Annotated in this window: 14 protein-coding genes; 11 read left to right on the forward strand and 3 right to left on the reverse strand. The window is 61.7% G+C overall.

The window, feature by feature from the left end; translation table 11 throughout:
• Positions 1-15: 15 nt before the first annotated feature.
• From FE851_RS18735 to FE851_RS18745, 3 genes are all read left to right on the forward strand, one after another.
• The gene (locus tag FE851_RS18735; protein WP_107126042.1) at positions 16-519 is read left to right on the forward strand and encodes a DUF421 domain-containing protein; all 504 of its coding nucleotides are present in this window, start codon (positions 16-18) and stop codon (positions 517-519) included.
• Between the two features lie 287 nt (positions 520-806).
• Positions 807-2,918, forward strand: coding sequence for a TonB-dependent siderophore receptor (locus FE851_RS18740; protein WP_145205877.1), 2,112 nt, complete (start codon positions 807-809; stop codon positions 2,916-2,918).
• A 17-nt stretch (positions 2,919-2,935) separates the two neighbouring features.
• Positions 2,936-4,105 carry a PepSY-associated TM helix domain-containing protein gene (locus tag FE851_RS18745; protein ID WP_261371077.1) on the forward strand — a complete coding sequence of 390 codons (1,170 nt, stop codon included), beginning with the start codon at positions 2,936-2,938 and terminating at the stop codon, positions 4,103-4,105.
• 145 nt (positions 4,106-4,250) lie between these two features.
• Here the strand turns inward: FE851_RS18745 and FE851_RS18750 are convergent, their stop codons facing one another.
• Positions 4,251-4,883, reverse strand: a complete 633-nt coding sequence (locus tag FE851_RS18750; protein WP_107125250.1) for a tyrosine-type recombinase/integrase — start codon at positions 4,881-4,883, stop codon at positions 4,251-4,253.
• 248 nt (positions 4,884-5,131) lie between these two features.
• On the opposite strand from FE851_RS18750, the gene FE851_RS18755 reads away from it, so the two are divergent.
• The 7 genes from FE851_RS18755 (at position 5,132) to FE851_RS18785 (ending at position 11,559) form a co-directional block, all read left to right on the forward strand.
• Positions 5,132-5,788, forward strand: a complete 657-nt coding sequence (locus tag FE851_RS18755; protein WP_145205880.1) for an isochorismatase family protein — start codon at positions 5,132-5,134, stop codon at positions 5,786-5,788.
• Positions 5,789-5,853: 65 nt separating this feature from the next.
• Positions 5,854-6,693: an alpha/beta fold hydrolase gene (locus tag FE851_RS18760; protein WP_107125285.1), complete on the forward strand. Its 840-nt coding sequence runs from the start codon at positions 5,854-5,856 to the stop codon at positions 6,691-6,693.
• A gap of 22 nt (positions 6,694-6,715) precedes the next feature.
• Positions 6,716-6,964 carry a DUF1427 family protein gene (locus tag FE851_RS18765; protein WP_107125252.1) on the forward strand — a complete coding sequence of 83 codons (249 nt, stop codon included), beginning with the start codon at positions 6,716-6,718 and terminating at the stop codon, positions 6,962-6,964.
• Positions 6,961-8,886 carry an amidohydrolase gene (locus tag FE851_RS18770; protein WP_145205883.1) on the forward strand — a complete coding sequence of 642 codons (1,926 nt, stop codon included), beginning with the start codon at positions 6,961-6,963 and terminating at the stop codon, positions 8,884-8,886. The genes FE851_RS18765 and FE851_RS18770 overlap by 4 nt, the downstream gene beginning before the upstream one ends.
• A gap of 101 nt (positions 8,887-8,987) precedes the next feature.
• Positions 8,988-9,410 carry a DoxX family protein gene (locus tag FE851_RS18775; protein ID WP_145205885.1) on the forward strand — a complete coding sequence of 141 codons (423 nt, stop codon included), beginning with the start codon at positions 8,988-8,990 and terminating at the stop codon, positions 9,408-9,410.
• Between the two features lies 1 nt (position 9,411).
• Positions 9,412-10,752 carry an alginate export family protein gene (locus FE851_RS18780; RefSeq protein WP_145206602.1) on the forward strand — a complete coding sequence of 447 codons (1,341 nt, stop codon included), beginning with the start codon at positions 9,412-9,414 and terminating at the stop codon, positions 10,750-10,752.
• Between the two features lie 105 nt (positions 10,753-10,857).
• Positions 10,858-11,559, forward strand: a complete 702-nt coding sequence (locus FE851_RS18785) for a YoaK family protein (protein WP_107125255.1) — start codon at positions 10,858-10,860, stop codon at positions 11,557-11,559.
• Here the strand turns inward: FE851_RS18785 and FE851_RS18790 are convergent.
• Positions 11,556-12,158, reverse strand: coding sequence for a TMEM175 family protein (locus FE851_RS18790; protein WP_261371078.1), 603 nt, complete (start codon positions 12,156-12,158; stop codon positions 11,556-11,558). The genes FE851_RS18785 and FE851_RS18790 overlap by 4 nt on opposite strands.
• Positions 12,151-13,080, reverse strand: coding sequence for a LysR family transcriptional regulator (locus FE851_RS18795; protein ID WP_107125257.1), 930 nt, complete (start codon positions 13,078-13,080; stop codon positions 12,151-12,153). The genes FE851_RS18790 and FE851_RS18795 overlap by 8 nt, the downstream gene beginning before the upstream one ends.
• A 115-nt stretch (positions 13,081-13,195) precedes the next feature.
• Between FE851_RS18795 and FE851_RS18800 the strand changes: the two genes are divergently transcribed.
• The gene (locus FE851_RS18800) at positions 13,196-13,894 is read left to right on the forward strand and encodes a pirin family protein (protein WP_145205888.1); all 699 of its coding nucleotides are present in this window, start codon (positions 13,196-13,198) and stop codon (positions 13,892-13,894) included.
• The last annotated feature ends 58 nt before the right edge of the window (positions 13,895-13,952 follow it).

The raw sequence follows: 13,952 nt of genomic DNA on the forward strand, positions 1-13,952 counted from the left end.
CGACGTTCACCTATCATGTTTTTCGAGGATCTTTATGGGCTGCTCCGCGTAGCGACGGTCTCGCTTCTGGCTTATCCCGCTCTTATCATCATCTTGCGAGTTGCGGGCAAAAGATCGCTTGCCAAGCTCAACGCGTTCGATCTGGTCGTAACCGTCGCGCTCGGGTCTACTTTAGCGACCGTGCTTCTCAGCAAGGACGTCAAACTGGCAGAGGGGGTTTTGGCTTTCAGCATGCTTGCTGGACTGCAATGGATGGTCGCGCGTGTTTCAATATCGAGCCGCTGGTTCCGGGGACTGATCCGCGCCGAACCCCGCTTATTATTTAGAAACGGCGAATATTTGCACAGCGCCATGGCACAGGAGCGCGTGACTGCCGATGAGGTCGATGCGGCGGTGCGCAATGCGGGACACGGGCGTCTCGATGCCGTGGCAGCAGTCGTGCTTGAGACGGATGGCAGCATGAGTGTGATCACCGGCAATGACGATAAGCTAACCGCCCTTCACTCCGTACAAAGCTAAGTTCGTTCGAACGGCGGGTTCTAGCGAAGCACGTCGTTCATCGTAACTTTCGCGAAAGGTTGAAAAGTCCCAGACTTTGCCCATAAAAAACGACTCTTCTTTGCCGTTCAGCGTCGAAATGAGCGATCCCGCGTGCGGAAGGTCCGCTCTTAACAGGCTGCCAGCTTAGCGCCGTGTTTGTCTCACGCTATCGTGAATAGCGAGAATAGAATTTGGCGGCTTGCCTTGACCATTCAAACTCTCTATCGCAAATCACTATCATTAGCGAAGCCGATAAGGGGGTTATCTTGTCCATATTCCGCGCGGCGCTGTTTGTGTCTGTTTCTTTCTGCGCGTCGGTGGCTTCCGCGCAGGACGCCCCCGCGTTGGCGCCGGATGGGGGCACGGCCGAGAGCGATCAGATCATCGTAACCGGCCGCGCCCAGCGCCTCTACCGCACAGAAACCACCACCGTCGGAAAAAGCGCCGAAGATCCGCTCGACATTCCGCAGGCCTTGCAGGTGATCAACAAGGATCTGTTTGCCGATCAGGGTGCGCGCGACGCGACCGACATCTATCGCAATATTTCTGGCGTCAGTTTCTTCAGCTATGCGGGCGTCACCTTCCGCGGCTTTCGCCAGGACCAGTCCTTCTACGACGGGATGCGTGGCAATCCGTTCATCGGCTTTTCCGTGCCGCAGCTGTTCAATATCGAACGGGTAGAGGTGCTGAAGGGACCGGCTGGGCTTTTCTTTGGTCCCGGTTCGCCCGGCGGCATCATCAATTATGTGTCGAAGATGCCCGGCGACACTAGCGCCATGCATCTGGTGGCGACGGCGGGCAATTATGATCGTCGCGGTATATCGGCTGAAGCGACCGGCCCGGTGGATAAGGACGGAATCGTCACTTACCGCCTCGGCGGCTTTTACGAGGCGATGAATCCCTATCGGCGCAATACGAAGAATGTATCGCTGATCGGCGATGGCGGCCTCGCCATCAAGACCAACGACGGCGGCAAGCTGACGCTTCAGGCCACGGTCTATGACAATGATCTTCAGGCCAACCGTCTGCGCGGCATATTGACCGATAATGACGGCAATTTTCTGACCGATATTCGCTGGAATGCCAACGAACCCACCGACTTTCTACACCTCAAGTCGCAGGCCTATCAGGCGCGGTATACCACCGCGATCGGGGACCGGGTCACGTTCGACGCAGGTGTCCGCTATTTCAAAGCGACCGAGACGCAGCAATATCATGAGCCGCGCGGACTGGTGGCAGGTAGCGACGATCTGGTCGCGCGCGAGTTTCGCGACCAGATCCGCAATGTCGATGGCCTGTCCTTTTCCGCCAATCTGACGGCGCGGGTCGATCTGCTCGGGATGGAGCATAAGTTCCAGACCGGGGCGGACTGGTATGACGAAACGAGCGTGCTCAATTCGCGTATCTTGCGCGCGGGCGTGACGCCGCTCAGCCTCAGCAATCCTGTCTATACCAACAGCGCACGTGACGTAGCGCGGGCCGCTTTGCTGCCCTTCACCGTCACGGATACACGCACCAGGCGTCAGGGCGCCTATCTCCAGGACCAGATCAGCCTGAGCGACGCCTTCATGCTGGTCGGCGGCGTGCGCTACGACAAGTTCGAGGATCGCGTGGTCAACGCCGCCGCTTATGAGGATGAGGATATCACCTTCCGCACCGGCGCGATCTACAAGCCGCGCAAGGATGTGTCCGTCTATCTGAGCTGGTCGCAAAGTTTCGAGCCGCAGACGGCCGCTAGCCAGAATGGCGATGTCGGTGGTCCCTTCGCGCCTGTTACCGGCGACCAGTTCGAAGGCGGCATCAAGACCGACCTGTTCGACGGCAGGCTCCAGGCCAATCTGGCGGCCTACCGCATCGTGCGCAAGAATATCCTCCAGGCCGATACCAGCCTGCCGCCCGTCAACGGCCAGGACCAGTTGCGCCCGATCGGCGAGGTGACGAGCAAGGGGTTCGAGATCGACCTGTCAACCGACATAACCGCCAATTGGGTGGCGCTGGTCAATTATGGCTATAACGACACGAAGATCACCGGCACGATTGCGGGCCAGGCGATCACCAATGCTGTCGGCAATCGCTTCGCCAATGCGCCCAAGCATAAGGTCGGCTTCTGGACCCGCTACCAGGTGCCGACGATCGACGCCGCCTTTGCGGTGGGCGGTGAACATGTGTCGAAGCGGATCAGCCTGTCGGGGCAGACCGTCAAGCCCTACACGATCTTCGACGCATCGATCATCAAGGGGCTTGGCTTTGCCGAACTGATGCTGCGCGTCGATAATATATTCGACAAAGTCTATGCCGCATCGGGCTTTTCTGCGCAGAGCGGGCACTTTCCCGGCGAGCCGCGGACATTCCTGGCCGAACTGCGCTTTCAGTTCTGACCATGGATCAGCTGCGCGTGAAAAAGGGCCGATCGCTGTGGTGGGTGGTGCATAGCTGGATTGGCCTCAAACTGTCGATCTTCCTGACCTTCATCCTGGCGACCGGCACCTTCGCCGTGTTCGCGCATGAAATCGACTGGCTGGCGACGCCCGCCATGCGGGTATCGCCCCGGTCTGAACCTGTCGCGTCCTGGGGGGCGTTGGCGCAGGCGGCGGCCCGCGCCGCGCCCGACGCCCGGCTCCAGACCCTCTATGCGCCGATCGACCCCTGGTTCGCGGTCGAGGCCTGGGTCAGTCGCGGCAAGGGCGCGCCGGAGCGGGTCTATGTCGACCCCTGGACGGCTAAGGTCACCGGTCGGCATGGCTGGGCCAATGTCCACCGCTTCCTGCGGCAGGCCCATCGCCACCTGATGCTGCCGACGAAGATCGGCATACCGATCGTCTGTTCGCTGGCCCTCCTGCTGGCGGTATCTTTGGTGTCGGGTATCATCACCTACAAGAAATGGTGGCGCGGCTTCTTTCGAGCACCGCGCGGCGGAGATGGCCGACGGATGACCGGTGACCTGCATCGCCTGATCGGGCTGTGGAGCCTGTGGTTTGTGGCGCTGATTGCGGTCACGGGCCTGTGGTATCTGGTGGAGACATTGGGCGGGAACGCCAGGGTGCCCAAAGTGCCGGACGTCGAGGCAAGTCCCATGCCGACCGGCGTTGCGCTGGACCGGCTGGTTGCCATAGCGCGCAGAGCCGATCCTGCGCTCGACGTTCGGGAAGTCCGCTTCACGCCCGACAATGGCGTAATCTTCCTGGGCCAGTCATCCGCCTGGCTGGTGCGCGATCGCGCCAATGCAGTGGTCGTCGATCCCGCGACGTCGCGCGTCGTTGCGCAGCTGGACGGACGCACGCTAAGCGCGCATCAGCGCATTTCCGAAATGGCCGATCCGCTGCATTTCGGCACCTTCGGCGGCCTGTGGACCAAAGTCATCTGGTTCCTGTTCGGCGCGTTGCTGACGGCGATGGCCGTCACCGGCACGATGATCTACGCAATGCGGCTGGCCAGATCGTCGCGATCCGACGTCGGCAGCCTGAAGATTGCCTGGCATGGCATGGGTGCCTGGGGATATGTCGGCGTTGCCCTCATTCTCCTCACCCTGATCCTGACGCCGGGGGCGATTGGGGGAGCGAGTTGAAGGAAGCGACCCTTCCCTGACCTTTAAGGAAAGGTTTTGCTCATCCAGGAGCGGACCAACAGCTTTCCCTTAAATCACTGCTGATGCCGATCCACTCCGTTTACTTGTTAATGCTGGCTACCGGTTTGCAAAGAGCCAGCCAGTGCTAAATTTCCGTACCTTCCGCCAAGGTCAGAGCATCCTCCACATCCACGCCAAGATATCGGACCATGCTTTCGATCTTCGTATGCCCGAGCAGTATCTGAACAGCACGAAGGTTCCCGGTCGCTTTGTAGATGATTGATGCCTTCGTGCGCCTCAGCGAATGGGTGCCGTAGTCCTCGCTAGGCAAGCCAATTCCCGCGACCCATTCATCGACCAGGCGGGCGTATTGGCGTGTGCTTATATGGGCGGCATGGTCGGTGCGGCTAGGAAAGGCATAGTCCTCAAGCGAGCCACCTCGCAATTCAAGCCATTTGAGGAGGCTGGCGCGAGCATCGTCCATCAGCTCAAACTGGACAGGCCTACCGGCCTTTTGCTGGACGACAGTGGCCCTCGTCCGGATTTTTCGATCGCAAACAATGTCGCTGATCCGGATTTTCACCAGGTCGCAACCGCGCAGTTTGCTATCGATAGCCAGTTCAAAAAGCGCTCGATCTCGAAGCCGCCGGTGTTGATCAAGAAAGAAACGTACTGCCCAAATCTGACGAGGTTTGAGCGCTCGCTTTGCGCCAACCTTGCGTCCAGCATTCCACGAAACTCGCTCGCGAGCCGCAGGATCAAATTCCGATAATCCCATGACACTTCTCCTATGGCCAGGATGGCCGACGGACGAACGTTTGAGAGCCATGTTGATTGCGCATCAGATGCGATTCTCGGCAGATGCATGGCGTCGATACGTTCAGCGGCGCAAAGCAAGCCTTCATCGTTCTGTAAAATAGAAAAGTAGGGACAGATTTATCCTACTGTTTCGATGCAATACCGGGCCTTAATCCTTCTTCCACGGCCGGAGCAACCCGGTGCTGCCCTTCAAAACGGAGACATGTCATGACCCTCACCGCCACACCGACCCCCGGCAAGTCGCTGATTTCCGGCAATGATCATACGCTGATCATGATCGACTTCCAGTCGCAAATGGCTTTTGCCACCAAGTCCATCTCCACCGAACTGCTGCGCAACAACGCCGCGCTGGTCGCCAACGCCGCTGCGGGCTTCAAGGTCTCCACCATCCTGACCACCGTCGCTGTCGACAGCTTTTCCGGCCCGATGTTCAGCGAGATTACTGACGCCTTCCCCGGCCAGACGCTGCTCGATCGCACGTCGATGAATACGTGGGAGGACGCTGCCGTCATCGACGAGGTCAACCGCATCGGCAAAGAGCGCTTGATCTTCGCAGGCCTGTGGACATCGGTCTGCATCGTCGGCCCTGTCGCTTCGGCCATTGACCAGGGCTTCGACGTATATTTCATCGCCGACGCCTGTGGCGATATCTCTGAAGAAGCGCATGAGCGCGCGGTCGAGCGGATGATCCAGCTGGGCGCCAAGCCAATGACCTCGCTCCAGTATCTGCTCGAACTGCAACGCGACTGGGCGCGGACCGAAACCTATGACATGACCACCGGTATCGCGAAGAAGTGGGGCGGCGCCTACGGGCTGGGGATCACCTATGCCAAGACGATGTTCAACGCATCCGAAGCATACTGATCCAGTCTGGACGGCCGGGACCAATCCGGGCCGTCCCTTTCCCAATGTCTGCAAAGGAATTTTCCATGAGCAACTTCGTGACCACCGCCGACGGCGTCGACATCTTCTACAAGGACTGGGGCAGAAAGGACGCCCAGCCCATCATGTTCCACCATGGCTGGCCGCTCTCGTCGGACGACTGGGACGCGCAAATGTTGTTCTTCCTGTCGAAAGGCTATCGCGTCGTTGCGCATGATCGCCGCGGGCATGGCCGCTCAGCCCAAGTCGATTTCGGCCATGACATGGCCCATTATGCAGCCGACGCCGATGTAGTTGCGCAGCATCTGAACCTGCGCAACGCCATCCATATCGGCCATTCGACCGGTGGCGGCGAAGTAGCCGCCTATGTCGCCCGTCACGGCTTGCCGCAGGGCCGCGTCGCCAGGGCAGTGCTGGTAAGCGCGGTGCCCCCGATCATGCTGAAGACCGAGCGCTATCCCGGCGGCCTGCCGATGGATGTGTTCGACGGCCTGCGCGCCGGCCTCGCCGCCAATCGCGCTCAATTCTTCCGCGATGTCGCCGCCGGTCCCTTCTACGGCTTCAACCGCGAAGGCGCAGACGTGAAGCCTGCTATCATCGACAATTGGTGGCGTCAGGGGATGATGGGCAGCGCGCTTGCCCATTATGAAGGGATCAAGGCCTTCTCCGAGACCGACCAGACCGATGATCTGAAGGCGATCACCGTGCCGACGCTGGTCCTGCATGGCGATGACGATCAGGTCGTGCCTTATCGGAACGCCGGAGTGCTTCAGGCCGAAATCCTGCCGAACGCAACGCTCAAAATCTACCAGGGCTATTCGCATGGCATGTTGACCGTGAATGCAGACGTGCTGAACGCTGACATCCTCGCCTTCATCCAGTCCTGAGCCAAGACCAGGGAGAACGGACATGAAAGCCTATTGTCTTGCGCTGGGCGCCGGGCTGATCGTCGGCATCGTCTATAGCCTGATGGGGGTCCGTTCTCCCGCTCCGCCGGTTATCGCGCTGGTCGGACTGGCAGGGATATTGCTGGGCGAACAGCTGATCCCGATCGGAAAGCGCCTGGCCAGCCTGCCCGAACTGACCCGCTTTGTGGCGACCGACTGCGCCCGTCATGTGCTGGGCGATCTGCCCGACAATCGGAGCCGCGATGCATGATGACCCGCAGACAGGCGCTTGCCAGCGCCGCCAGCCTCCCCGTCCTCACTGTCACCGAAAGTTTTGCTATGACCCCGACCGACCTCATCCTCATCAACGCCAAGGTCACGACCCTCGACCGCGAAAATCCGATGGCCGAGGCTGTCGCCATCAGGGGCGGCAAGTTCCTGGCGGTGGGGAGCGAGCAAGAGGTTCGCGCCGCTGCGGCCGCCGGAGCGACCGTCATCGATGCGAAGGGCCGCCGCCTCATCCCTGGCCTGATCGACAGCCACATCCACGTCATCCGCGGCGGTTTGAATTACAATATGGAGCTGCGCTGGGAAGGCGTGCCGAGCCTGTCCGAGGCGATGGCGATGCTCAAGCGCCAGGCGGAAAATACCCCACCGCCCCAGTGGGTCCGCGTCGTCGGCGGTTTTACCGAACATCAGTTCGCCGAAAAGCGCCTGCCCACCATCGCCGAGATCAACGCCGCCGCGCCCGACACGCCGGTGTTCATTCTCCACCTCTATGATCGCGCGCTGCTGAACGCCGCTGCGTTGCGCGCCGTCGGCTATACCAAGGACACACCCAACCCGCCGGGCGGCGAGATCGTCCGCGACGCGCAGGGCAATCCTACCGGGCTGCTGCTGGCCCAGCCCAATGCGACGATCCTCTATTCCACGCTCGCCAAAGGTCCGAAGCTGCCGCAGGATTATCAGCTCAACAGCACCAGGCATTTCATGCGCGAGTTGAATTCACTTGGCGTGACCAGCGTCATCGATGCGGGCGGCGGGTCGCAAAATTATCCCGACGATTATGAAGTCATCGACAAGCTGCACAAGGATGGCGAACTTACCCTGCGCATCGCCTACAACCTCTTCACCCAGAAGCCCAAGGAAGAGCTGAAGGATTTTGCCAGCTGGTCGACGCAGATCAAGCCGGGTGACGGCGACGACAGCTATCGTCACAATGGCGCGGGCGAGATGCTGGTCTATTCCGCTGCCGATTTCGAGGATTTCCGCGTCGCCCGGCCGGACATGGCCCCGGAGATGGAGGGCGATCTGGAGCCGGTCATCCGACTGCTGGCCGAGCGCCGCTGGCCATGGCGGCTGCACGCCACCTATGACCAGACGATATCCCGCGCGCTCGACGTGTTCGAGAAGGTGAACAAGGATATTCCGCTCGCAGGTCTCAACTGGTTCTTCGATCATGCCGAAACGATCAGCGATCGCAATATCGACCGGATCGCAGTCTTGGGCGGCGGCATCGCGGTGCAGCACCGCATGGCGTTCCAGGGCGAATATTTCGTCGAACGCTATGGCGCGAAAGCGGCCGAGGCCACCCCGCCGATCAGGAAGATGATGGCAGCGGGCGTACTCGTGGGCGCCGGCACCGACGCAACCCGCGTTGCGAGCTATAATCCATGGGTCTCGCTATCCTGGCTGGTAACGTCGAAAACGGTCGGCGGCCTTACCCTCTATCCTGTCCGCAACCGGCTAGACCGCGAAACGGCCCTGCGGCTGTGGACGGAACGCAACACATGGTTCTCCAACGAGGTGGGCAAGAAGGGGCAGATCAAGACCGGGCAACTGGCCGACCTCGCGCTGCTATCGGACGATTATTTCTCGGTAGCAGAGGATGAAATCGCGCATCTGCGTTCGGTCCTGACCGTGCTGGGTGGAAAGATCGTCTATGGCGAGGGCGATTTTGGCCCGTTGGCACCGCCCGCACCCAAGGCGATGCCAGACTGGTCGCCAGTCGCCACCTTCGGCGGCCATTATCGCCGCGACGAAACGGCGCAGAAGCTGGCATCGGCTTGCGGTTGCGCCTCGTCGTGCCATGTCCATGGCCACGACCATGCCGCCGCATTGGGTACGAACGTCCCAGCCGCCGATGTACAGAGCTTCTGGGGATCGCTCGGCTGCGGCTGCTGGGCTGTCTGAACGCCTGACGCGCCCCTCCCCGGAATGGGAGGGGCCAAGGAAGCCAACCCATTCCCGTCAACGCGCTGTGATCGACACCGCGCGAACGGAGGAGAATTGCCATGTCCCTCGACAATCCCCGCTTCGTCGCCGTCCTGCTCGACTGGCCCGGCACGGCCTTCCTCGCCCGCCTTGCGCTGACTGGCCCTTATCTGCTCGGCGGCATCATGAAGCTCGCCGACTGGCCGGGCGCGGTAGCGGAGCAGGCGTATTTCGGGATGCAACCCGCAGCGCTCTTCGCCGCCGCAACGATCGCCGTGGAGCTGGTCGGCCCAGTCCTCATCCTCGCCGATCGACTGGCGTGGCTGGGTGCCGGGATGCTGGGCATGTTCACACTGCTGGCGGCGATGGTCGCCAACGCCTTCTGGGGGATGGACGGGCAGGATCGCTTCATGGCGACCAATGCCTTTTTCGAACATATGGGGCTGATCGGCGGGTTCGTGCTGGTCGCCATCCTCTCGCCCCGGCGGCGTGCGCGTGCGTAGTCTGCTGTTCCTGCTGGCCTGCGTCGCGACAACTGCGTTCGCGCAATCGGGTGAGCCGTGGCAGCCGCCCACGCTCACCAATACCCGCTATGAGGAGGATTGGGGCAGGCTGGCCGATCCCGCCAACCGCGACGGACGCTGGACCGAGGCTTTCAAATATATCCCGCTGGGCGGCGATGCCTGGCTCTCCACTGGCATCGAACTGCGCGCCCGCAGCGAAAGCTATCGCGACAATTTATGGGGTGGGGCAGATGCGCCGAACAACAGCTATCTCTGGCTGCGCGCCATGCCCTATGCCGACCTGCATGTCGGCAAACTCCGGGCCTTCGTTCAGCCGATCGCAGCTTATGCCGTCGGCGTGGCCCCCTCCGCCGGCCCGATCGACCAGAGCCGCGTCGATTTGCTACAGGGATTTGCGGAGGCGCAGATCGGCCCGGTCACGTTGCGGGCCGGACGGCAGATGCTTTCGCTCGGCACGGAAAGGATCGTGGGCACACGTTACGGTCCCAACGTCCCGCTCGCCTTCGATGGTGCGCGCGCCGATGTGCGGATCGGCCGGGCGATTATCAGCCTGATGACGGTGAGGCCGGTTCAGCCCGGCCTCGCCAGTTTCGATGATGCCACCTCCAGAAAGAAGGCCTTGAGGGGCGCTTATGCCGCGCTCCCTGGATTGGACGTTTACTATCTGGACTATCGCAATCGGGTAGCCGGTTTTGGTGGGACAAGCGGGCACGAGCGTCGGCACAGCATCGGCCTGCGTTCTCACGGCAAGCGCGGCAACTGGCGCTGGAATGTCGAGGCTGTCTATCAGTTCGGTGCATATGACGGGCAGCCTATTGCCGCCTGGACGGTTGGCACCGAGATCGGTCGTGACTTCCCGACACTTCCGCTCTCGCCGGCCGCCACCCTGCGCTTCAACATTGTCAGCGGCGACCGCGATCCGGCGGATGGTCATCTCGGCACCTTCAACGCGCTGTTCCCCAAGGGCAAATATTTCGGCGAACTATCGCCGGTCGGTCCGACCAACATCGTCAGCGTCAATCCGCGTGTCGGCTTCGATCTGGGCGGCGGCGTGTGCGCTAGCGTCGCGGCCATGGCCTATTGGCGCTACAGCCGGGGCGATGGCGTTTACGATATACCCGGCAACCTGATCCGTGCGGCAGGGGACAGGGACGCGCGCTTCATCGGCAAGGAGGCCGAAGCAACACTGGCCTGGCAAGCCAGCCCGGAATGGGAATTGTCCACGTCGGTTTCCGCCTTCGCGCCGGGTGCCTTCATCGGGCAGACCGGCCCAGCGCGCACGATCCTGATGCTGGGGCTGGAAAGCAATTTCCGCTTCTGATCTTTTCCGATTTATCGAACATATCGAGCGATCTTATTCGACTGACACGGCAGCTTCCGGTCCGTTACGCCCCTCTCAACCGAATATCTGTTGCAGGAGACCGCCATGACCCCGTCCAAGCCCACCGTCTCCCCCTTGCCCTGGCTGCTGCTTTTGCTCTCCGTCACCACCGGCCTTGTCGATGCCATTTCGGTGCTTGGCCTTGGCAAGGTGTTCACCGCCAATATGACCGGCAATATCGTGTTCCTGGGCTTCGCTGCGGCGGGCACGGCAGGCTTCCGCGTTGCTCCCTATCTGGCTGCGATCGCTTCCTTTATGATCGGCGCGCTGGTGGCCGGGCGCGTGGGCAAGCATCATGCCGGACTGCCGCTGCGCCGCTGGCTGATGGTCGCCGCGCTGGTGGAAGCGGCGCTGCTGTGGATCGCAGCCGGTGTCGCTGTCGGCTTTGATGTTGCCAGCCAGTCGCCGGGCTACAAGGTCTTTGCGATTATTGCCCTGACCGGCCTAGCCATGGGCTTTCGCAACGCGACCATCCGGCAGTTGAAGGTCCCGGACCTGACGACCACAGTCTTGACGCTGACGATCACCGGCCTTGCCGCCGATTCCAGTCTGGCGGGCGGCGCGAACCCCAATTGGGCGCGGCGCGTCGGCAGCATCACGGCGATCTTCCTGGGCGCGGCCATCGGCGCGTGGCTTGTCACCCATGGCGGCCTCGTCCTGCCGCTGCTGCTGGCTGGCTTCCTTGTCCTCGCGGGAACGCTGGCCTGCATGATGCATCCCGCCGCGAGCGAAAGCGCTGCCACCTAATCGCCCAAAGCGCGCTCGATCCGCCGGTCGGGCGCAAGCCAGGGTAGCAGGACGATGATGTAGAGCGCAATCGCCACCGGCCGCGCGAAAAAGGCGGCCGGTACGGCAACGGCGTAAAGGGCGAGCGTGACCTTGCCTTTGCGATCCGACCCCACCGCGCGCGCCAGCGCCGATTGCGCGCCGTTGCAAGCGATGATCGCCCGCTCGGTCATTTCGTATCCGATCGCCGCCATTGCCAGCACTACGCCATAGGAGGCCGTGGCCATCGCGGAAAAGCCGCTCGCATCGAGCCAGCGAATGACGAAGGGAACGAGGCTGAGCCAGAACAGCAGGAACAGATTTGCCCACAGCACCTTGCCATCGATCCGGTCGGCCGCGTGCAGCAGATGGTGATGGTTGTTCCAGTAAAGTCCGACATTGATGAAGGAGAGGATATAGGCGAGCAGGATCGGCAGACTGTCTGACAGCGCGGCCAGACTGCCATCGCGCGGCACCTTCAGTTCCAGCACCATGATCGTGATGATGATGGCGACGACGCCGTCGGTGAAGGCCTCCAGCCGACCGGACGACATACCGCCACCGCTGCGCTGCTCAGACATCGCCCATACCCTCCAGCGCTTTGTCATTCTCTCCCAGCGCAACGAACTGGTCGAGCAGCCAGGAAGCGGCTGGCCCCGGCGGCGTATCCCGACGCCACACGCCTGCAAACCGATACATGCCGCCCGTGTGATCGGGCATGGCGAGCCGTGTCAGCGATCCGTCGATCAGGTCCGGTTCGATCATCGGCAGCGGCATGTTGCCCCAACCAATCCCCTCGCGCAGCAGTGCGTGCTTGGCACCCAAATCCGCCAGACGCCACGTTTTGGGGCTCATCACTGAATAATCCTGTCCCTCGGTAAAGCGGGAACGGTCGGTCAGCACCAGTTGCGTGTATTCGCGTCCCGCGCCGGGGGGTATCCGCTCGATCCGGCCTAGCGGATGATCGGGTGCTGCGACCGGCACCATCGGCACGGACCCAGCCGCGACGCATTCCACACCTTCGACACCGGCCGCCAAAGGCCCCGAAATGCCGACGACCGCCTGCCGGTCCAGCACCATCGCCGTAATCGCGCCCAGCGCCTCGACATGCAGGCGCAACTGCACCGTCGGGAATTCGGCTGCGAAGGCGCGCAGCACCTTGCCAAGCCGCTCGGACGGCAGCATCACGTCGACGGCAAGATCGACCTCCGCCTCCAGCCCATCGAGCAAGCCTTTCACCTTCGCCCGCAGCCCGTCCATGCCGTGCGATATGCTGCGTGCTTCCGCCAGCAACGCCCGGCCAGCGACCGTCAGTACGGGCTTGCGCGTGCCCTCCCGCTCGAACAGCATCAGGCCAAGCTGCGCCTCCAGATTGGCGATGCCATAGCTGATGACCGACACGGCGCGGTTAAGCCGCCGCCCGGCAGCGGCAAAACTACCCGTATCCACGATCGTCAGAAATATGCGCAGTTGGTCGAAGGTTGGCGTGCCTGGCCTGTTCACTTTTCGATTTCCTCGAACGTTTCGTCCGCTTTTATCCCTCTGAGCACAGATGTTCGCAAGCGGTAAAAGCCTCCCCAACAGGGCGGCCATCGCCACCCACATTGGAGATACCGATATGATCGAACTACGCCCCTTTGACAGCCTTGGCGGTGCCAATCATGGCTGGCTCGACGCCAAGCATCATTTCTCGTTCGCGGGTTATCACGACCCTGCCCGGATGCACTGGGGCAATCTGCGCGTGTGGAACGACGACACGATTGCGCCCCAGACCGGCTTTCCCCCGCACCCCCATCGTGACATGGAAATCATCACCTATGTCCGCGAAGGCGCGATCACTCATGAGGATAGCCTGGGCAATAAGGGCCGGACCGAAGCCGGTGACGTGCAGGTCATGAGCGCGGGCACCGGTGTGCGCCATAGTGAATATAATCTGGAGGACGTGACCACCAGGATCTTCCAGATCTGGATTGTCCCCACCCGCGCTGGTGAAGCACCCAGCTGGGGTGCGAAACCCTTCCCCAAAGACGAACGATCTGGCCATTTCGTGACGCTTGCGTCGGGCTATGAGAAGGATAACGACGCCCTGCCGATCCGCACCGATGCCCGAATCGTCGCGGCGACTTTGAAGGCCGGTGAAAGCGCCGAATATCCGCTGGGCCGGGACCGCAAAGCCTATCTGGTGCCCGCCACCGGCGCGATCATGATCGATGACGTCCGCGTCAACGCCCGCGATGGCGCTGCGATCAGCGACCTCGACATGATCTGCGTGACAGCGATCGAAAACAGCGAAATCATACTTGTCGACGCTGCGTAATGAAAGGACCGCGTCAGCGTGCCTTGCCTACGCGCTGACGCCAGACGCGCATTTCACA

Origin of the sequence: Sphingobium sp. B2 (assembly GCF_007693735.1) — a bacterium.
GTDB classification, from domain to species: Bacteria; Pseudomonadota; Alphaproteobacteria; order Sphingomonadales; family Sphingomonadaceae; genus Sphingobium; species Sphingobium xenophagum.

Excerpts from the sequence above, each read along its gene's own strand:
- FE851_RS18735 (WP_107126042.1), top strand. The coding sequence starts at position 16 with ATGTTTTTCGAGGATCTTTATGGGCTGCTCCGCGTAGCGACGGTCTCG.
- FE851_RS18750 (WP_107125250.1), bottom strand. The coding sequence starts at position 4,883 with ATGGGATTATCGGAATTTGATCCTGCGGCTCGCGAGCGAGTTTCGTGG.
- FE851_RS18755 (WP_145205880.1), top strand. The coding sequence starts at position 5,132 with ATGACCCTCACCGCCACACCGACCCCCGGCAAGTCGCTGATTTCCGGC.
- FE851_RS18760 (WP_107125285.1), top strand. The coding sequence starts at position 5,854 with ATGAGCAACTTCGTGACCACCGCCGACGGCGTCGACATCTTCTACAAG.
- FE851_RS18765 (WP_107125252.1), top strand. The coding sequence starts at position 6,716 with ATGAAAGCCTATTGTCTTGCGCTGGGCGCCGGGCTGATCGTCGGCATC.
- FE851_RS18770 (WP_145205883.1), top strand. The coding sequence starts at position 6,961 with ATGATGACCCGCAGACAGGCGCTTGCCAGCGCCGCCAGCCTCCCCGTC.
- FE851_RS18775 (WP_145205885.1), top strand. The coding sequence starts at position 8,988 with ATGTCCCTCGACAATCCCCGCTTCGTCGCCGTCCTGCTCGACTGGCCC.
- FE851_RS18785 (WP_107125255.1), top strand. The coding sequence starts at position 10,858 with ATGACCCCGTCCAAGCCCACCGTCTCCCCCTTGCCCTGGCTGCTGCTT.
- FE851_RS18790 (WP_261371078.1), bottom strand. The coding sequence starts at position 12,158 with ATGTCTGAGCAGCGCAGCGGTGGCGGTATGTCGTCCGGTCGGCTGGAG.
- FE851_RS18800 (WP_145205888.1), top strand. The coding sequence starts at position 13,196 with ATGATCGAACTACGCCCCTTTGACAGCCTTGGCGGTGCCAATCATGGC.